20 protein-coding genes are annotated in these 20001 nt (G+C 47.9%); all 20 read left to right on the top strand.

The features are described from left to right. Nucleotides 1-38: 38 nt before the first annotated feature. The 20 genes from MHH57_RS16210 (at nucleotide 39) to MHH57_RS16115 (ending at nucleotide 19978) form a co-directional block, all read left to right on the top strand. Nucleotides 39-1526: a UDP-N-acetylmuramoyl-L-alanyl-D-glutamate--2,6-diaminopimelate ligase gene (locus tag MHH57_RS16210; RefSeq protein ID WP_069010279.1), complete on the top strand. Its 1488-nt coding sequence runs from the start codon at nucleotides 39-41 to the stop codon at nucleotides 1524-1526. Beyond that, complete coding sequence (gene murF / locus MHH57_RS16205) at nucleotides 1526-2929, top strand: UDP-N-acetylmuramoyl-tripeptide--D-alanyl-D-alanine ligase (RefSeq protein ID WP_342435182.1); 1404 nt, start codon at nucleotides 1526-1528, stop codon at nucleotides 2927-2929. Before MHH57_RS16210 ends, murF begins: the two co-directional genes overlap by 1 nt. A 22-nt stretch (nucleotides 2930-2951) precedes the next feature. Next, nucleotides 2952-3920, top strand: coding sequence for a phospho-N-acetylmuramoyl-pentapeptide-transferase (mraY, locus tag MHH57_RS16200; protein WP_342434301.1), 969 nt, complete (start codon nucleotides 2952-2954; stop codon nucleotides 3918-3920). Between the two features lie 4 nt (nucleotides 3921-3924). Further along, nucleotides 3925-5346: a UDP-N-acetylmuramoyl-L-alanine--D-glutamate ligase gene (gene murD / locus MHH57_RS16195; protein ID WP_340885918.1), complete on the top strand. Its 1422-nt coding sequence runs from the start codon at nucleotides 3925-3927 to the stop codon at nucleotides 5344-5346. A 49-nt stretch (nucleotides 5347-5395) separates the two neighbouring features. Next, entirely contained in the window at nucleotides 5396-6493 is a 1098-nt protein-coding gene (spoVE, locus tag MHH57_RS16190; RefSeq protein ID WP_029517754.1) for a stage V sporulation protein E, read from the top strand. A gap of 6 nt (nucleotides 6494-6499) precedes the next feature. Beyond that, entirely contained in the window at nucleotides 6500-7609 is a 1110-nt protein-coding gene (gene murG / locus MHH57_RS16185; RefSeq protein WP_340885915.1) for an undecaprenyldiphospho-muramoylpentapeptide beta-N-acetylglucosaminyltransferase, read from the top strand. A gap of 146 nt (nucleotides 7610-7755) precedes the next feature. Next, nucleotides 7756-8661, top strand: coding sequence for a UDP-N-acetylmuramate dehydrogenase (gene murB / locus MHH57_RS16180; RefSeq protein WP_029517752.1), 906 nt, complete (start codon nucleotides 7756-7758; stop codon nucleotides 8659-8661). Further along, a complete protein-coding gene (gene murA, locus MHH57_RS16175; RefSeq protein WP_176715673.1) occupies nucleotides 8651-9961 on the top strand; it encodes a UDP-N-acetylglucosamine 1-carboxyvinyltransferase in 1311 nt (436 codons plus the stop codon). The genes murB and murA overlap by 11 nt, the downstream gene beginning before the upstream one ends. A gap of 56 nt (nucleotides 9962-10017) precedes the next feature. Continuing rightward, a complete protein-coding gene (locus MHH57_RS16170; protein ID WP_029517750.1) occupies nucleotides 10018-10782 on the top strand; it encodes an FtsQ-type POTRA domain-containing protein in 765 nt (254 codons plus the stop codon). A 199-nt stretch (nucleotides 10783-10981) separates the two neighbouring features. Then, the gene (gene ftsA / locus MHH57_RS16165) at nucleotides 10982-12253 is read left to right on the top strand and encodes a cell division protein FtsA (protein WP_039272246.1); all 1272 of its coding nucleotides are present in this window, start codon (nucleotides 10982-10984) and stop codon (nucleotides 12251-12253) included. A 67-nt stretch (nucleotides 12254-12320) separates the two neighbouring features. Further along, a complete protein-coding gene (ftsZ, locus tag MHH57_RS16160) occupies nucleotides 12321-13445 on the top strand; it encodes a cell division protein FtsZ (RefSeq protein ID WP_013311084.1) in 1125 nt (374 codons plus the stop codon). A gap of 188 nt (nucleotides 13446-13633) precedes the next feature. Continuing rightward, nucleotides 13634-14620 (top strand): sigma-E processing peptidase SpoIIGA, encoded by a 987-nt coding sequence (gene spoIIGA / locus MHH57_RS16155; protein ID WP_029517748.1) that lies wholly within the window; start codon nucleotides 13634-13636, stop codon nucleotides 14618-14620. 106 nt (nucleotides 14621-14726) lie between these two features. Then, nucleotides 14727-15467 (top strand): RNA polymerase sporulation sigma factor SigE, encoded by a 741-nt coding sequence (sigE, locus tag MHH57_RS16150; protein ID WP_176715674.1) that lies wholly within the window; start codon nucleotides 14727-14729, stop codon nucleotides 15465-15467. 96 nt (nucleotides 15468-15563) lie between these two features. Continuing rightward, the gene (sigG, locus tag MHH57_RS16145) at nucleotides 15564-16346 is read left to right on the top strand and encodes an RNA polymerase sporulation sigma factor SigG (protein WP_007431182.1); all 783 of its coding nucleotides are present in this window, start codon (nucleotides 15564-15566) and stop codon (nucleotides 16344-16346) included. Between the two features lie 112 nt (nucleotides 16347-16458). Continuing rightward, on the top strand, nucleotides 16459-16803 hold the full coding sequence (locus MHH57_RS16140; protein WP_176715675.1) for a YlmC/YmxH family sporulation protein: 345 nt from the start codon (nucleotides 16459-16461) through the stop codon (nucleotides 16801-16803). 81 nt (nucleotides 16804-16884) lie between these two features. Next, the gene (gene pgeF, locus MHH57_RS16135) at nucleotides 16885-17769 is read left to right on the top strand and encodes a peptidoglycan editing factor PgeF (protein ID WP_069010285.1); all 885 of its coding nucleotides are present in this window, start codon (nucleotides 16885-16887) and stop codon (nucleotides 17767-17769) included. Between the two features lie 8 nt (nucleotides 17770-17777). Beyond that, nucleotides 17778-18479: a YggS family pyridoxal phosphate-dependent enzyme gene (locus MHH57_RS16130; RefSeq protein WP_029517744.1), complete on the top strand. Its 702-nt coding sequence runs from the start codon at nucleotides 17778-17780 to the stop codon at nucleotides 18477-18479. Continuing rightward, nucleotides 18470-18922: a cell division protein SepF gene (locus tag MHH57_RS16125; protein ID WP_069010286.1), complete on the top strand. Its 453-nt coding sequence runs from the start codon at nucleotides 18470-18472 to the stop codon at nucleotides 18920-18922. The genes MHH57_RS16130 and MHH57_RS16125 overlap by 10 nt, the downstream gene beginning before the upstream one ends. Nucleotides 18923-18929: 7 nt before the next feature. Further along, nucleotides 18930-19187, top strand: a complete 258-nt coding sequence (locus tag MHH57_RS16120; RefSeq protein ID WP_029517743.1) for a YggT family protein — start codon at nucleotides 18930-18932, stop codon at nucleotides 19185-19187. A gap of 8 nt (nucleotides 19188-19195) precedes the next feature. Continuing rightward, a complete protein-coding gene (locus MHH57_RS16115; RefSeq protein ID WP_029517742.1) occupies nucleotides 19196-19978 on the top strand; it encodes a YlmH/Sll1252 family protein in 783 nt (260 codons plus the stop codon). Nucleotides 19979-20001: the final 23 nt, after the last annotated feature.

The raw sequence follows: 20001 nt of genomic DNA, 5'->3' as shown, positions 1-20001 counted from the left end.
ATACTATGAATAACGAGAGAGCAATGGAGGAATGAAAGATGCAGCTTCAACAATTGGCTTCACTGCTGGCCGTCTCCCGTGTCGTGGGTGACGGTACAGTGGATTGCCGAGGAATCGGGGCGGATTCACGTCGAGTGCAACCGGGAGATTTATTTCTGTGTCTGCCAGGTTTTACAGTGGACGGACATGAATATGCCGAGCAGGCAATTGCGTCCGGAGCGGCAGCTTTGGTCGTTGAACGGGAACTGGATGTACCTGTTCCGCAGCTTGTAGTTAAGGATGCACGACATGCCATGGCGGTTTTGGCGGATTATATGTTTGATTCACCGAGCCGACGCATGCGCATGATCGGCATAACCGGAACCAACGGTAAAACAACGATAACTTATCTGATTGAAAAGATCATGAAGGACGCCGGGGTGAACACCGGACTGATTGGTACGATTCAAATGCGTTACGGTGGTCAGTCTTATCCAATGTCTGGCACTACGCCCGAAGCGGTGGAACTTCAACGTTATCTGGGAAATATGGCAGAGCAGGGGGTTCAATGCTGTGTCATGGAAGTATCCTCACATGCGTTGGAGCAGGGTCGCGTCAAGGGAACTGATTTTCGCACAGCTATATTTACAAACCTGACGCAGGACCACCTGGACTACCACAACACAATGGAGGAGTACCGTGCTGCAAAAGGACTTTTGTTCTCTAGGTTGGGAAATGCTTTCTCGCGTGATGCATCAGATAGCAAATATGCTGTTCTGAATGCAGACGATCCGGCTTCTTCCTATTTGCAGGCTCAAACTGCGGCCCAAGTGATTACATACGGCGTGGAAAAGGAATCTGATGTGCAGGCATCTCGTATCACTATTGGTGCCAAGGGAACCTTCTTCCATGTGTCCACTTTTAAAGGAGATACCGATATTGAGCTTCGAATGGTGGGCAAGTTCAATGTGTACAACGCACTGGCGGCCATTACCGCAGCTCTGCTGGAGGGAATTTCGCTGGCGGATATCAAGAGGAGTCTAGAGTCTATCGCGGGCGTAGATGGGCGGGTAGAGCCTGTAGATGCGGGTCAGCCCTTTGCTGTTATTGTAGACTATGCCCATACACCGGACGGATTGGAAAATGTCCTTCGCACCGTAAAGGAATTTGCGGTCGGTAAAGTATGGTGTGTATTTGGATGCGGCGGTGACCGGGATCGTACGAAACGTCCGTTGATGGGGAAAATTGCTGCGCGTTACAGTGATCATTCGTTTATTACTTCCGACAATCCGCGAACAGAGGACCCGAAAGTGATTTTGAAAGACATCGAACAAGGGCTGATTGATGAAGGTATACCCGCAGAACGATACGAATTGATCGTGGATCGAAGAACTGCAATTCATAAAGCTGTTGAAATGGCAAGCCCTGACGATGTAGTATTGATTGCGGGAAAAGGTCATGAGACTTACCAGTTGATCGGAAAAACGGTGCATGAATTCGATGACCGCATCGTAGCCAAAGAAGCGATAAGGGGTTTATCCAAGTGATGAAAAGAACAATCGGTCAGATTGCATCTATGTGTGAAGGAACACTTCACGGAGAAGCGGACGCCGAACAGATAGTCGAAGGCGTTTTTACAGATTCTCGCAGGCCGCAGAGCCAAGGGTTGTTTGTTCCACTCGTGGGCGAACGATTTGATGGGCATAATTATGTGCAGCAGATCGTAAGTGAGGCAGGTGCAGCTGCATTTTTATGGCAAAAGGATCATGGCGTACCTCCGGCTGAGAACGCTATTGAGGTAGAGGATACGTTAGAAGCCCTTCAGCATCTAGCAGCTGTATACTTACGCGAAACTGGCGTTTCTGTCGTTGGGATCACGGGAAGCAACGGCAAGACGACAACGAAAGACATCGTAAACGCTCTGCTGGGCACAACTTTTAAAGTACACAAAACCGAAGGAAATTATAACAATCATATCGGTTTGCCTTTAACGGTACTGTCCATGCCGCAGGATACAGATATTCTCATTCTGGAGATGGGCATGAGTGGACGTGGAGAGATTCGTCTGCTGGCTAATATTGCCCAACCAGATGTAGCTATCATAACGAACATAGGCGAATCGCACTTACTGCAGCTTGGTTCTCGTGCGGAAATCGCTCGTGCAAAGTTGGAAATCACAAGTGGCCTTAAGCCCGGTGGTTTGCTGATCTACAACGGGGATGAACCACTGCTTTCACAAGTGTTGGCGGAGTCTGAAACGGTCAAGCCTGAAGGTTTAAAATTATTTACGTTCGGGCTAGCTGCAGGCAACGATGACTATCCAACTGAAATCACTTCGGATGGAGAAGGTAGCTTATTCATAACAGCCCAATCTGGCAAAGAGGCTTTCCGACTTCCCTTGCTTGGACAGCACAATGTTGTAAATGGTTTGGCAGCACTGGCGGTAGCGCGTCATTTCAATGTCGATGCAGACCATATACGTAAAGGGTTGTCGTCTTTAAAACTGACGGGCATGCGTATTGAGGTCGTGAACTGTCCTAATGGACTTACTGTGCTAAACGACGCTTATAATGCCAGTCCGGCTTCAATGAAGGCTGCAATTCAGACGTTGTCTGCGTATAAAACGGATGGACGTAAAGTCGCCGTACTTGGTGACATGCTGGAGCTGGGACCTGAGGAAAAGCAATTCCATGAGGAAATTGGAATTTTTGCGGCAAAGCACGACGTAGAGGTACTGTTTACCTACGGTGCGTTAGGCACTTCGATTGCACAGGGCGCGCAAGGGTTGATGCCAGCTGTTAACGTGCACGCTTATACAGATAAGCAAGAGTTGATCCAGCATTTGCGGGTTCATCTCCACGCCAATGATATTGTGCTGGTTAAGGCATCCAGAGGGATGCGACTAGAAGAAATTGTGGATGCGCTGAAAAACGGTCCGCTACAGAACTGATGTTGACGAGAGGGAGACTCCCATGGATATTCAATTATTACTGCTGACGATCGTCGTATCGTTTATACTGGCGGTCATTGCCGCTCCACTGCTCATTCCGCTGCTGCGGCGAATGAAATTTGGCCAGCAGGTCCGGGATGACGGGCCACAAAGCCATCTTAAAAAGATAGGTACGCCTACAATGGGCGGTATCGTGATTCTGGTGGCTTTTACGCTGACCTTTCTTAAGTTTTCAGCTATCAAAAATACGGACTTTTACGTTCTGCTGGTTGCTACACTCGGCTTTGGGCTGATCGGATTTTTGGACGACTATATCAAAATTGTATTCAAACGCTCGTTAGGCCTGACGGCGCGTCAAAAGCTGTTTGGACAATTATTGTTTGGCGTGATCATGTGCTGGCTTCTGCTTAGCAATGATCATAGTACTGCGATCGGCATCCCTGGAACGTCATGGTCATTTGATTGGGGCGGCTGGTTCTATTATCCGTTCATTATTATCATGATGCTGGCAATTAGCAACGCTGTCAATTTCACGGATGGGCTGGACGGGCTGCTGTCCGGTACAAGTGCCATTGCCTTTGCTGCTTATGCCATTGTCGCGATTCAGGCAACCTCGCTTCCGGCAGCAGTATGCTCAGCAGCTATGATTGGCGCTGTACTAGGATTTCTCGTATATAATGCTCATCCTGCCAAGGTGTTTATGGGTGACACAGGCTCGCTGGGAATCGGCGGCGCCATAGGTGCCATTGCCATCGTTACGAAAAGCGAAATTTTGTTTCTCATTATCGGCGGTGTATTCGTAATTGAAATGCTGTCCGTGGTCTTGCAGGTAGCTTCCTTTAAAACACGTGGCAAGCGTATTTTCAAAATGAGCCCGATTCATCATCATTTCGAGCTGTCCGGCTGGTCCGAATGGCGCGTAGTTATTACATTCTGGGCTGTAGGACTGCTGTTGGCAGGACTCGGACTTTATCTCAACAAGGGGTTGTAGACCAATGAACCATCCAGACGCATACAGAGATCAGGAAGTCGTCATTATCGGTCTGGCCAAAAGCGGCGTGCAAGTTGCCAAGGTGCTGCACCAGGCCGGAGCGAAGCTGACAGTCAATGATAAAAAAGATAGGGAACAATGTCCCGAAGCTTCTGAATTAGAGGCTTTGGGAATTTCCGTTTTATGCGGGGGTCACCCAGAGGGGTTGATTCATCCTGGAGTGAAGCTGGTTGTCAAAAATCCAGGCATTCCTTATACGGCCCCTCCCGTACAGAAAGCTGTCGAGCTCGGCATTGAGGTTGTGACCGAGGTTGAGGTCGCCTACCATCTATGTAAAGCTCCGATCATCGGAATTACTGGCTCCAACGGAAAGACGACCACGACCACTTGGGTAGGCAAGCTGTTGGAGGCATCCGGCATGAATCCAATCGTGGCTGGTAATATCGGTACGCCCTTATGTGAGGCGGCTGTGGACGCCAAGTCGGATGAGTGGATGGTTGTGGAGCTGAGCAGCTTTCAGTTAAAAGGAACAAAGGATTTCAAGCCCGCTGTGGCCTGCCTGCTCAATGTAGCAGAGACCCATTTGGACTACCACGGAGGCATGGAGGACTACGTTGCATCCAAGGCGCGTCTATTTGCCAATCAAACGGCGGCGGATACTGCGGTGGTGAACTGGGACGACCCCGTCTGCCGGGAGCTGGTACCCTATATAAAAGCGAAGCTGCTTCCGTTCTCTACGACAGAACGTTTGCAGGAAGGGTTGTTTGCTGATCCGCCATACATACCGGATGTGACGGACGATATTGAACGTAGCATCGTATACCGCGATGGAAATGGTGTGCTGCATCCCATTATAGGCATAGCTGAGATTGGACTTCCGGGTCGTTTTAACGTAGAAAATGCTCTTGCTGCCTGCGCAATCGCCATTGCTGCAGGCGCAGAACCAGCAAATTTGGCGGAACCATTAAGTACTTTTCGCGGCGTAGAACATCGGCTTGAATATGTTTTAGAACACGCTGGTGTAGCTTATTACAATAATTCCAAAGCAACCAATTCGAAAGCAACGATGATGGCCTTATCTTCCTTTAAGCAGCCTATTGTACTCATTGCCGGAGGATTGGATCGTGGCTCTGATTATACAGAGCTCGTACCTTCTTTACAGGAAGGTGTGAAAGCCGTTGTGCTCCTGGGTGAGACACGGCATAAGCTGGCTGAGCGGGCCAAGCAGGCCGGAATAGAGCATGTCAAGGTCGTCGATAATGGGGAGGATGCCGCCGCTACGCTCGTGGAGGCTGTGAACAAGGCTTCTGAATTTGCTGAGACGGGAGATGTGGTATTACTCTCACCCGCCTGTGCAAGCTGGGATATGTTCCGATCCTATGAAGAGCGTGGACGTATTTTTAAAGAGGCGGCGCATAAATTGTAAGTAGGGGGGTTGGATAAGCCCCTACTTTTATGCAAGGGGTGGCCTCCTGATGAAGCAGTCTCGTCCAGCGCCGGATCTATGGCTTTTCGTTTGTATTGTAAGCTTATTAGCCATCGGCATGGTTATGGTATATAGTGCGGGCGCCGTCCTCGCTTTTCACGAGTACGGGGACTCCTACTATTTTGTTAAGCGACAATTGCTGTTTGCGGGGCTCGGCCTAGTAGCGATGTACTTTACTGCCAGAACGGACTACCGGGTCTGGCAGAAATATGCCAAGGTCGTATTGTTGATCTGTCTAGCGCTGCTGGTTGCCGTATTAATTCCCGGCATTGGTGTAGTAAGAGGCGGGGCACGAAGCTGGCTCGGTATTAGCTCTTTCGGCATTCAGCCTTCCGAGTTTATGAAGCTAGGTATGATTCTTTTTCTCGCTCGTTGGCTCAGTCGTCCTGATTATGATATTAGCTCTTTTACGCGCGGCCTGTTGCCGCCGCTTGGACTCATGGGACTGGCTTTTGGGCTTATTATGCTCCAGCCCGATTTGGGCACAGGTACGGTAATGATGGGAGCGTCCATGCTCATCGTATTTACGGCAGGCGCGCGTATGAAGCATCTCGGTCTGCTAGCTCTGTCGGGAGCAGCGGGGTTTGCTGCACTGATTGCAGCTGCGCCTTATCGACTCCAGCGCATCACAGCTTTTCTGGACCCTTGGTCCGATCCGCTTGGCGCAGGCTATCAAATTATTCAATCGCTATATGCGATTGGTCCTGGCGGGCTGGCGGGCTTGGGACTCGGCATGAGTCGACAAAAATATAGCTACGTTCCTGAGCCGCAAACTGATTTTATTTTTTCCATTTTGGCGGAGGAGCTTGGCTTTATCGGTGGAATGACGGTGCTGGGGCTCTTTTTGGTTCTCGTGTGGAGAGGAATGCGTGTCGCTATAACCATTCCGGATACCTATGGTAGTTTGCTTGCGGTGGGTATTGTCGCAATGGTTGCCGTACAGGTCGTCATTAATATTGGTGTCGTTATCGGTTTAATGCCGGTGACAGGAATAACACTGCCCTTAATCAGCTATGGAGGTTCTTCTCTGACCTTAATGCTAACTGCTCTGGGCATTTTACTAAATTTATCACGTTATGCGAGGTGAACGTTTATGCGCGTCGTGTTGAGCGGCGGCGGCACCGGAGGGCATATTTATCCGGCGTTGGCCGTAGCCAGACAGTGCGAAGAAATTGATCCAGACGCTGAATTTTTATACATTGGCGGTCAACGAGGACTCGAAAGTAAGTTGGTTCCTCAGGAAAAAATTCCATTTGAGGCTATTGATATCACAGGATTTCGTCGCAGCTTGTCTGTGGAAAATATAAAAACGATCATGCGTTTTTTCAATGGGGTTCGCAGATCCAAAGCATTATTAAAGAAATTTAAGCCAGATGTCGTTATTGGAACTGGGGGATATGTATGTGGCCCCGTCGTTTATGCAGCTTCCAAGTTGGGAATTCCCAGCATTATTCATGAGCAAAATGCAATTCCAGGGCTGACTAATACATTTCTGAGTCGCTATGTGGATACAGTGGCTGTTAGCTTTGAAGGCTCAGAAGGAGCTTTTCCCAAAGCTAAAAATGTACTGTACACCGGAAACCCGCGTGCTACAACAGTTCGTTTGGCTAACCGGGATCGGGGATTTGCTACGATTGGGGTTCCGATGGACAGCTCAGTTGTCCTTGTGGTCGGTGGCAGCAGGGGAGCGAAGGCCATTAATGACGCCATGATTGCAATGGCTCCGCAACTTTCGCAACTGAAAGACGTCCATTTTGTATATGTAACCGGAGAATCTTATTACGAGCAAACGCTGGATAGCATACGGAATCAGATCGGCTCATTGCCCAATCATCTACATGTGCTTCCCTATATTCACAATATGCCAGAGGTGCTGGCCTGTACTTCTTTAATTGTTAATCGCGCAGGTGCGTCCTTCTTGGCAGAGATTACATCGCTCGGCATTCCGTCCATTCTGATCCCATCACCTAATGTGACGAATAACCATCAGGAGGCTAATGCTCGTACCCTTGAAAAGGCAGGCGCATCCGTCATGATTGTAGAAAAGGAACTGAGTGGCCCGGCCCTGTTTCAATCTATAGCGGGAATTATGAAGGATAAGGCATGGCGGAGTCGCATGGCGGAGTCGGCGTCTGCGCTTGGCAAGCCTGACTCAGCGGATATTTTAGTAAAAGAAATGGAACGTCTTGCCCGTAAAAGGTAGTTTGCAGCGTAGAATTGGGCGGTTGTCACACACCGGATGGTATTTACATAGGATACCCTATAGATTGTGACCATCACTCAGGCTGCCGGTTGTCAGGTGAGAGCCTTATAACCATGCGGGGCAAGCAACAAGGAGGTTTCAGTACAATGCAGCAATGGATGCCATTATTAGCGGAGCATGATATCGGAAAAGTGCTGGAGCATGAGCCGCTGTCCAAATATACGACATGGAAGATTGGAGGCCCTGCGGATGCACTTGTCATCCCGGATACCAAAGAGCAGCTGGCAAGAGTTTTGAAGCTGGCTAGCGAGCACGGAATTCCCTGGATGCAGTTGGGGCGGGGCTCCAACATGCTCGTCTCTGACAAAGGGATACGGGGACTTGTGATCAAGCTGGGACCAGGATTTGATTATGTTCATTTTGAAGATGAACAGATCGTTGCTGGAGGAGGCGTTTCACTGGTCAAACTGTGCGTTATGGCCAGCAAACAGGGCCTATCCGGTCTTGAATTTGCTGGTGGTATCCCAGGATCGGTCGGTGGGGCTGTCTACATGAACGCCGGTGCCCATGGGTCTGATGTGTCACAAATATTCCAGTCCGCTGAGATTGTGCTGGATACAGGGGAATTGGCTGTGTACGATGCCGAGAATATGCATTTCAGCTATCGTCACTCCGTGTTGCATGAGCAACGTGGAATGGTGACAGAGGCAGTGTTTCGGATGAAGCGGGGCGACCGCGAGGAAATTTCAGCAGCGCTTGCGGCTTTTAAAGACCGCCGTCGGCTGACTCAGCCGCTACAGTTAGCTTGTGCAGGAAGCGTGTTCCGCAATCCTCCAGGAGACTATGCTGCCCGTCTTATTGAGAGCGCAGGTCTCAAGGGCTTGAAGGCGGGAGGCGCAGAGGTATCTGTACAGCATGCCAATTTCATTGTAAATACCGGTCAAGCGACAGCAGAGGACGTGCTTACCCTAATGAAGCATATTCAAAGTACAATATCATCTCAAACCGGCATCAAGCTAGTTCCGGAGGTTTTCGTAGTGGGTGAGCGGTAAACTCGGAGGTGATACATTGGACAAATTGGTGATTGAGGGAGGCCGTCCCCTGTCAGGCACCATACGTATCCATGGGGCAAAAAATGCGGCACTACCTATTCTTGCAGCGAGCTTACTTGCACAAGGTAAGGTAGAAATTCGGAATGTGCCCCATCTTTTAGACATTAAGGTCATGCTGCACATCCTTGAAAGACTCGGCTGTACATGCCGACATGAAGAGGAAACGGTATACGTGGATACGTCGTCCGTCCGAACGTTCCAAATTCCGGAAGATTTGATGAAGCAAATGCGCTCATCTATCTTTCTGATGGGACCGCTGCTCGCCAGATATGGAGAAGTTTCTATTTACCAGCCCGGAGGCTGTGCCATAGGCGAGCGCAAAATTGATCTTCACCTAGAGGGCTTAAAAGCTCTTGGCGCAGAGATAGAGGAAAAAGACGAGCAAATCACGTTTCGAGCCCACAAGCTGATCGGCTCGGACATCCACATGGATTTCCCGAGTGTAGGTGCAACGGAAAATATTATGATGGCCGCTGCGTTGGCTGAAGGACGAACAACGATCACCAATGCAGCGAGGGAACCGGAGATTCAGGATTTACAAAACTTCTTGAATGCCATGGGAGCCCGCATTATCGGTGCTGGAACCGACACGATTACAATTACGGGGGTCAGTTGCCTCAATCCGTGTACGTATGAGGTCATTCCTGACCGCATAGTTGCTGGAACGGTTATGATCGCAGCTGCAGCTACACGAGGAAGTGTGTCGTTGACACACTGCAATCCATCCCACTTGTCTGCTCTGATTCATGTCCTCAGGCGGGCTGGTGTTCAAGTCGGCATCTTGAATGATATAATGACCGTAAGTTGTATGAGTCGTCCCAAAGCAGTGGAGAGGATCGTTACCTCCCCTTACCCGTCTTTTCCGACGGATTTGCAATCTCAGGTCATGGTTCTGCTTTCTTTGGCGGACGGATTCAGTGTCATGAAAGAGACCGTCTTCGAAAGCCGATTCAAACATGTGGATGAACTAAATGTAATGGGTGCTGATATTACGGTTGATGCAAATGCTGCCTTTATAAGAGGAGTTTCACGTCTGTACGGGGCTACGGTAGAGGCTACCGATCTGCGGGCAGGGGCTGCGCTGGTCATAGCGGGTCTAGCGGCTCAAGGACGTACCGTTGTCGAGCAGGTTCATCATATTGACAGAGGATATGACCGGATCGAGCGTCTTTTTCAGGGACTGGGTGCCCGAATGAGCCGTCAGTCTCCGGTGCCGGAGCAACTGGATTTCGTAAATTAATGCCTGTAATGTCCCTCCATTAACGGGGGGACAAAAGGCTTTTGTGGAGAGAAGCTATGCCAAATGCTCAAATACCTGTTCTTAGAAAGAACAGAACGAAAAAAAGAACAAGCCGGAAGATTACTATTCTTCTCATTTTGTTGTTTATCGTATTGCTCGCTGTTCTCTTTTTCCGTTCTTCGTTGAGTCGGGTTTCTGAAATTCGTTTTGATGGTAATGTATTTTCGACCCGAGACCAGCTTCTTAACCGAAGCGGTCTGGCTGTTGGAGATCAGTATTTCGGAGTCAGTTCATCTGACATCTCTGAGAAGTTGCGGGAAATTCAATCGATACAGCAAGTCACAGTGGACAAGCAGTTTCCGGGTATTATTGCTATTCACATTAAAGAGTTTGCTACGGTCGCTTACGAGTTGCAGAGTGACGGGAGCCTTCGTGCTATTCTAGCGAATGGGACAAGCGTGGGCGTGGGGAGTAGCGGAATAGCCGTTGAGAAGCCTATTTTGACCAAATGGAAATCTGATGATCCGTACAAAGCAAAGCTGTGTGATGCTTTATCACGCATTCCGGGGGAATGGACTGCCGATATTTCGGAAATCATTCCTGCGCCGATTCCTTCTTTTCCGGACCGCATCAAAATGTACACACGTTCCCAGTTTGAGGTTATAACAACCGTTTCTCTACTGAATTCTAAAATCAGCTATTTGAATCAGGTGCTAGAAACAGAAGATCCAGGTTTGATCACCATGTTGGAGGCGGATTCCTACGTTCCGTTCAAACCAGATACGAGTGAAGAGAGCCAAGAAAAAGATACTACTCAGTGATGTGAAAAAATGCTAGAATTGATTTTATGGGTAATAGACTTGCCTCCTTCTTTTTTCTTCAAATTTTTATGTGACTGCAACCATAAATTGGCTTCTAAAAAATTTGTAGAAAAAAGAGGGAAAGCATGGAGTTTGTTGAATATGTACAGAGTGTGTTTAAAGAACGAAATTCATTTTGGAGTCAGGAGGTGCCACAGACTTGAGCAACAATGACATCATTGTTAGTTTGGACATCGGTACATCCAAAGTTCGGGCTATTATTGGGGAAATGAATAATGGAACCTTTAATATTATTGGAGTTGGATCTGCCGACTCGGAAGGGATTCGCAAAGGTGCAATTGTAGACATTGATCAAACCGTGCAATCAATCCGTAACGCCGTGGATCACGCAGAACGCATGGTTGGTATTCAAATAACAGAAGTGTATGTGGGGATTTCAGGCAATCATATTGGCCTGCAAAATAGTCATGGCGTAGTAGCTGTGTCCAACGAGGACCGTGAAATCGGTGAGGAGGACATTGAGCGTGTACTGAAGGCAGCTGAAGTTATTGCCGTACCACCGGAGAGAGAAATTATTGACGTGGTAGCCAAGCAGTACGTCGTAGATGGCCTTGAAGGCATTCAGGACCCTCGCGGTATGATTGGAGTTCGTCTCGAAGTAGAGGCTACGATTGTTACTGGAGGCAAGACCCCGATACATAATCTGTTGCGCTGCGTTGAGAAAGCTGGCTTGAGGATTAAAGATCTGGTCTTGCTGCCTCTTGGAGCCGGACAATTGTCTCTTTCGAAGGATGAAAAGGTGATGGGTTCAGTTCTGGTGGATATTGGTGCAGGTTCTACGAATGTTGCCATTTTCCAGGAAGGAACGATTGTTGCCACATCAACACTTCCGATTGGTGGAGAGTTTGTAACCAATGATATTGCCTACGGACTGAGAACCCTTACCGATCAAGCCGAAAAAGTAAAGCTTAAATACGGCTGCGCATGGTATGATGATGCGGCAGTCGATGTCGTCTTTAAAGTGACACGTATCGGCAGTAATGTGGATAAGGAGTTTAACCAGCAGGATTTGGCTGCTATTATTGAGCCGAGAGTGCAGGAAATTTTTCAACTCATTCAGGCGGAAGTTAAGCGCTTGGGTTACACAGAGCTTCCGGGAGGTTATATACTTACCGGAGGCACCGTCTCCATGCCTGGTGTACTTCAGGTGGCACAAAGCGAACTGGCTGCTTCCGTAAGGATCGCCGTACCTGATTTTATCGGTGTAAGGGATCCGGGCTACACGAGCGGAGTAGGAATCTTGCATAATGCTATTCGTTACTATCGCGGAAGATCGACTAGCGTTAGCAACAGTGGCGGAAGTGCCAAGAAGCCGACTAACCGAACCAAAAGCAGTAGTCCCGTTGCGGAAGGCGAGCAAAAGCAGGGGTTGATTGAACGCTTAAAAAATATGTTCAGTGAATTTATATAACGTTCATTGCTAATTATGCCAATCATGGACGGGCCATCCATGCACATTGAGGGGGAGATGGAATAGTATGTTGGAATTTGATTTTGAAATGGAGAGCTTGGCTCAAATTAAAGTGATCGGCGTCGGAGGCGGCGGCAGCAATGCGGTTAACCGAATGATCGAAAATGGTGTTCAGGGTGTGGAGTTCATTACAGTCAATACAGATGCCCAGGCACTTCATTTAGCGAAGTCTGAGCATAAGCTTCAAATTGGCGATAAGCTGACCCGCGGTCTGGGTGCCGGCGCTAACCCGGATGTGGGTAAAAAAGCGGCTGAAGAGTCGCGTGAGCTCATTATGAATACGCTCAAAGGTGCGGATATGGTATTCGTAACGGCGGGAATGGGTGGCGGTACAGGAACCGGAGCGGCTCCTGTCATTGCTGAAATTGCCAAGGAATGCGGCGCGCTGACTGTAGGCGTGGTAACCCGACCGTTCACGTTTGAAGGGCGTAAGCGCTCCAATCAAGCTGAACTTGGTATTGAGGGATTAAAAGAAAAAGTAGACACTTTGATTGTAATCCCGAATGACCGCTTGCTTGAAATTGTGGACAAGAAAACCCCGATGTTGGAAGCATTCCGTGAAGCGGACAATGTTCTGCGTCAGGCGGTACAAGGTATTTCAGATTTGATCGCTGTACCGGGTCTAATCAACCTTGACTTTGCTGACGTTAAGACGATCATGACGGAGCGTGGCTCCGCTTTGATGGGGATTGGCGAAGCAACTGGTGAAAATCGTGCGGCTGAAGCAGCACGCAAGGCGATCATGAGCCCGTTGTTGGAGACATCCATTGAAGGTGCTCGTGGTGTGATTATGAACATCACTGGCGGCAACAACCTGTCTCTGTATGAGGTTAATGAGGCAGCTGAAATTGTAACATCGGCTTCCGATCCGGAAGTAAATATGATTTTTGGTGCTATCATTGACGAAGAGTTGAAAGAAGAGATCAAGGTTACCGTCATTGCCACTGGCTTTGAAGGCAAGCCAAGTCAACCAGCACCGGGACGTAAACCGGCAGCTAACCCGGCTACTTCTGAATCGGCGGAAAAAGGCTCTCCTAACTTGCGTCCATTTGGTAACACTCAAAGCAGTGATCAATTAGACATTCCTACATTTTTACGTAACCGTTCGCGCAATAATAATAACGATAACTAGTTTCAATTCAGACTGCCCGCATTCTCCCTGGAGATGCGGGCTTCTTTCTGTTTTACGTATCCTGCAGTTCAGGTGCTTCTCCTCTTTCCGACAAAATTAGTCGGTCACCGTCCCCACCGTTAGACAGACTTTGAACAGCATGACTACTATACTTAAGCCTATCCTGCAAACGCTGGGCGGGTGAAGCCTTGGTTGTTTATATCGACTTGATTTTTTTGGCCAATTTGTTCATTGATGCTGTGCTGCTGATGGTCACCGCTTGGATGAGAAAAATCCGTCCGGTGTGGTGGAGGTTGATGGCTTCAGCTGGAATCGGCGCAATGTACGTGGTCATGATGTTTGTGCCGGAACTGTCCTTTTTATTTACGTTCCTGATCAAACTGGCATTATCGGTCATAATGCTGCTGGTGGCTTTTGGATTTGGCAGCATGCAAAAGTATCTTCGTACAATGGGTGCCTTTTACATGATCAATTTTGTAGCTGCAGGTGGCATTTTGGGGATGCATTATTTTCTCCAAAATACAGGGGAACTGTTTAATGGCATCTGGTACACCGCTTCAGGAGGAATGTCTTTTGAACTGAAAATTGCATTCTGGTTTATTTTATGCGCATTTGGCGGAGTGATGCTTTTCTTTCGAATTGTGCAGTCCTCAAAGCAGCGCACAGAAAGGATGAGTGGGTTTCTGGGACAAGTGCAGGTGTGGATTGGACAGGATCATATTGAGTGTACAGGCTTGTTGGATACAGGTAACCAGCTCCATGATCCTTTGACCCGAACCCCGGTGATGGTCATGGAGGCAGCATTGTGGGAGTCGTATTTGCCCGCTTCCTGGCTCCAAAAATGTTCTGAGGGTAATGCTGACCAACTGGTGATGGAACTGGGAGACGAATCGTTTAGCTGGCAGGATCGTGTTCGTCTCGTCCCCTATCGTGGAATTAACCGCAGTCATTCCTTTATGCTTGCCCTTAAACCAGACCGGGTAGAGGTGGTGATGAATGGGGTTCATTTTGTACATCATCGAGTGTTGATTGGCTTGGACGGGGGAACATTGTCGGCAGAGGGGAAGTATCGCGCCATCATCCACCCGGATGTGACGGCACAAGAAGGGGGCAGTGCTGATACCAACCAGAAACGAGATGCACATTTGAGTGAACATTTTACAGAATCAGGATGATGGAGCATAAACACAAAATGATGTTTGAAGGCGACAAGAAATATCCAATGGTGAAATGCACGGAGCACAGCAGGAATTGCACTATTTTCAAAAGGGGGAGAATGATATGCGAGAACAGATGAAATTGAAGATGAAAATTAGGCTAGCGTTGCAACTGCAATATTATCGTATTTTATTTTTACTTGGGCTGAAAAGTGAAGAAATTTATTATATTGGCGGCAGCGAGGCGCTCCCCCCACCGCTGACGAGAGACGAAGAAGAATATTTGCTGGGAAAACTTTCTTCTGGAGATGCGGCAGTACGGTCGATGCTAATCGAAAGAAATTTGCGGTTAGTCGTATATATTGCCCGCAAATTTGAGAATACGGGCATCAACATTGAGGATCTCGTATCCATCGGTGCTATTGGACTAATCAAAGCGGTTAACACTTTTGATCCAGAGAAGAAAATCAAACTTGCCACATACGCCTCTCGATGCATTGAGAATGAGATTCTGATGTATTTGCGTCGCAATAGTAAAACGAGAACGGAAGTTTCTTTTGATGAGCCTCTCAATATTGACTGGGATGGTAACGAGTTGTTGCTTTCTGATGTGATGGGAACGGAAAATGATACCATTTACCGTAATATTGAGGAGCAGGTGGACCGTAAATTATTGCATAAGGCACTGGATAAATTGACGGATCGAGAGCGTTTGATTATGGAGCTGCGCTTCGGCTTACAAGACGGAGAGGAGAAGACACAGAAGGATGTTGCTGACCTGTTGGGTATCTCGCAATCGTATATTTCGCGTCTGGAAAAGCGAATTATAAAGCGCTTACGAAAAGAATTTAACAAAATGGTATAATGCATGGGTATATCCGGAAGCGATGGAAACGGCGAATAAAAAAATGCCCTCAGGAGATAATGTACATTAATGTTGCTCCTTGGGAGGTAAGACACGATGACCCGAAACAAAGTGGAAATTTGCGGTGTGGATACCGCCAAACTGCCGGTATTAACCAATGCAGAAATGCGCGAGTTGTTCACATCACTTCAGCAAAATAATGAACGATCAGCCAGAGAAAAATTGGTCAACGGCAATCTCCGACTCGTCCTGAGTGTGATTCAACGATTTAACAATCGGGGAGAGTTTGTGGACGATTTGTTTCAGGTAGGATGTATCGGCCTAATGAAGGCGATTGATAATTTTGACCTTTCGCAAAACGTAAAGTTCTCCACTTACGCGGTGCCGATGATTATCGGAGAGATCCGCCGTTATTTGCGGGATAACAATCCGATCCGTGTATCCCGTTCGTTACGGGATATTGCATATAAGGCGCTTCAAGTGCGGGACAGTCTGACGAATCTGAACTCGCGGGAACCAACGATTTTTGAAATTTCAGAGGCACTGAATGTGCCTAAAGAAGATGTTGTGTTCGCGTTGGATGCAATTCAGGATCCGGTTTCGCTGTTCGAGCCGATATATCACGACGGGGGCGACCCAATCTATGTGATGGATCAGATCAGTGATGACAGAAATAAAGACGTCTCATGGATTGAGGAAATCGCTCTGCGGGAAGCGATGCATCGCCTGGGCCAGCGTGAAAAGATGATATTGTCTATGCGTTTTTATGAAGGAAAGACGCAAATGGAGGTTGCCGACGAAATCGGTATCTCTCAAGCCCAGGTTTCAAGATTAGAGAAGTCGGCTATTCAGCAAATGCAAAAACATGTAAAGTCCTAATGAAATGAATGCTTGAATGATTCAGCGATAAAAACGATCCTATCCGGATCGTTTTTGCGTTTACAGGACATTTTTTGGGCTCTTTCGCTCATATAGTGAATTAAAGGATGTGATGCGTGTGAGTGCACCGGAAACGTCAGTAAGAGCCATGAAAATTTCCGAGTTTCAAACCAAGGATGTCATTAACATTGTAGATGGGCGACGTCTGGGACAAATCAGTGATCTGGAGATTGACGTACGACAAGGGAAAATTGAAGCTATTGTGGTTCCGGGCAGCAGTCGATTCATGGGCTGGTTTGGAGGGGGAAGCGAATTGGTTATTCCGTGGCGCAACATTGTGAAAATTGGTTCGGATGTTGTGCTTGTTCGATTGGAGGGATTGCATGATCCACCGGATGAAAGGGAGGAAAAGCCGTATATCGAACGTCAGGAGCGGAATGACCGACGGGTCTTTTGAACAAGAGGGACACGTAATTTAGTATGTTGTGAAGACACAGCGGCGGCTTTTTGGTACACTGGGCAGTAGAGGTGAGAATGAATGGAACCATTTGTAATGAATACCGAGGCTACGGGGGCTATGCCAATGCAAGATGGCGGACGTCCCGTACCGGAGTTGTTATATATTCAATCCTGGGAACGACAGGTTCAGGGATTAACAGCGGGTTTTACAGGTCGTCATGGAGGTGTCAGTGAGGTTCCCTACGCTAGTCTGAACTGTGCGTTTCATGTAGGGGATGACCCCGAGAAAGTCATTCGTAACCGGCGGCTCATTGCAGAGCAACTTGGTTTTGCTGCTGAAGCATGGACGTGCGGTGAGCAGGTTCATGGTCATCATGTTGCTGTGGTCAAGGCTACTGACCGCGGGCGGGGCTTTATAGATCGTGCATCCGCTTTTCAGGACACAGATGGACTGTTGACGAATGTACCTGGCATTTTGCTGACGTCTTTTTATGCAGACTGTGTACCCTTATATTTTTGTGATCCAGTGCGCCGTGTGATTGGGTTGGCGCATGCAGGCTGGAAGGGAACCGTTGCGGAAATCGCATTGAAAATGGTACAGACCATGCAAAACGAATATGGATCTCAGCCGTCTGATATACTAGCAGCTATTGGTCCTTCCATTGGTTCTGAATCCTATGAGGTGGATGAGCACGTGATGAACCAAATTCGGGTTTTGGAGCATGATTGCCCGGGTAATGATAAATGGGAAGGTTCTGTTTACTTCCCCTTAGCCGACGGTAAAACACTACTTGACTTGAAACAATGCAATCGACACATTATGATGAAAGCAGGAATATTGCCGAGCCATATCGAATGTACAACCTTATGCACGAGTAGCCGTAGCGATTTGTTTTTTTCATATCGCAAAGAAGGCGGCGTCACAGGAAGAATGGCGAGTTGGATTGGTCTGGAAGAGAGGTGAGTCCTCCCGTGTCTTTGGAGGAACGAATTAAAGAAGTGAATGCCCGTGTAGAAGCGGCATGTGCCCGAAGCGGACGTTCGCGTGATGAAGTAAATGTGATCGCTGTCACGAAATATGTTTCGGCGGCGACAATGACATCGGTATTGGATAGCGACTTAGAGCATGTGGGCGAAAATCGCTGGCAGGATGCTGCGGATAAATGGAGTAAGCTGGGTGACCGGGGAACGTGGCATTTTATTGGTCATCTCCAAACGAATAAGGTTAAAGATGTAATTGGAAAATTTAAATTTATACATTCGCTTGACCGCTTATCACTCGCTCAGGAATTGGATAAGAAGGCAGCTGCTCTGGGACTGCGAGTTAAAGCTTTTGTGCAAGTCAATATTTCTGGGGAAATGTCCAAATATGGCTTGTCCTCTGAGGCGGTTGTCCCCTTTTTGGAACAAATTCGCGAGCTGGAACATGTGGACGTGATTGGCTTGATGACGATGGCTCCTCATGAGGAAGACCCGGAAAAAACTCGGCCTGTGTTTCGGGGATTGCGTGAATTACGGGATAGGTTAAATGGACAAGCCTTGACCAGGGAACCCATCGTTCACTTGTCTATGGGGATGTCCAATGATTTTGAAGTGGCGGTTGAAGAAGGAGCGACCTGGCTGCGGCTTGGTTCCGTACTGGTCGGACGAGAGGAGGATTTCCATTGGGCGTAATGAATAAGTTCATGAACTTTCTGGGGCTTCAGGAAGAAGAGGAAGTTATAGAGCGAGAGGTTATGAATACGCAGGAAGATCAAGAAATTGAAACCCCAAGCTTTGATAAACGTAAGAACCAGAAGGGCACTAATGTTGTCAGCATCCATTCACAGAAAAATGTGAAAGTTGTCCTGTATGAGCCGCGTTCTTATGATGAAGCACAGGAAATTGCCGACCATATCCGTTCCCATCGCACCGTCGTAGTCAATTTGCAACGAATTCGCAAGGATCAGGCGCTACGCATTATTGATTTTTTGAGTGGTACTGTGTATGCACTGGGTGGTGGTATTTCCAAAGTCGGGAACAATATTTTTCTGTGTACACCAGATACGGTTGAGATTCAAGGCTCTATTACGGAAATACTGGCTGACACTGAACAAGAACTTAACAGAATGAGGTGAACTTTTCTTGATCGAGGTAATTTACTGGCTATTTCAGATTTATTCGTACATGATCATTGCATATGTTCTGCTGTCATGGCTTCCTAATGCTAGAGAGAGTGTGATTGGTGATTTACTTGCCAAGTTTGTGGAGCCGTATTTGTCTCCTTTTCGCAGGTTTATACCGCCAATCTTCGGGATGATTGATATTTCTCCCATCGTTGCGCTGATTGCTCTGCGTTTTGCGTCGTACGGTTTGATTTCTTTAATTGGTAAGCTCGTCTAGGAGGAGTTATGCGAACTGAGATTTATGAGCATTTTCACCCGGATGAACGGGATTATGTGGATCGTGCTTCCGAATGGATCAGTCATGCGGGGGCTTATCATGAGCAGAAGCTGACTGATTTTTTGGACCCGCGCCAACAGTACATATTGGAGACACTTGCTTCGAAGGAAGACAAGGTCACGATTAGGGTAGATGGCGGATACATGGCTTCGGAACGAAAGCGGGCGCTGATTGCGCCCGATTATTCGTATTTGGACGGTGAGGAGATGGGGATTCAGGTCCTTTCCATCACATCTGACGATCTTAAAATAGGTACCCTTGAGCACGGTGATTATCTAGGTGCCCTACTGGGACTTGGAATCAAACGTGGGAAAATTGGAGATATTCATGTACTGGATGATGGGTGTCATGTATTGGTAGCTTCAGAGATCGGTAATTTTATGACGATGCATTTGCAGCAGGTACACCGTGTTCATGTATGGACAGAACTATTGCCTGTAGCGAGTCTGCGAACGAAGGAAGTTGCATTAGAGACGCTAGACCTGACGGTCGCTTCTTTGCGTCTGGACGGTATTGCTAGCGATGTGTACAAGCTAAGCCGCAGTAAAATATTAACACCGATTCGGGCGGGACGGTGCAGGGTAAATTGGAAGGTGGAGGAGAATCCATCCACTCCACTTAAAGCTGGAGACGTTATTTCCATGCAGGGTTTTGGGCGTTTCAAAGTGCTTGAAACAGACGGGATGACAAAAAAGGGAAGATTCCGTGTCAAAATTGGTAAGTTTGTATAGCTGTAGGCAGGAATCACGAGCTT

Origin of the sequence: Paenibacillus sp. FSL H7-0442 (genome assembly GCF_038593105.1) — a bacterium.
GTDB classification, from domain to species: domain Bacteria; phylum Bacillota; class Bacilli; order Paenibacillales; family Paenibacillaceae; genus Paenibacillus; species Paenibacillus polymyxa_D.
This window is presented reverse-complemented; position numbering and strand designations above follow the sequence as displayed.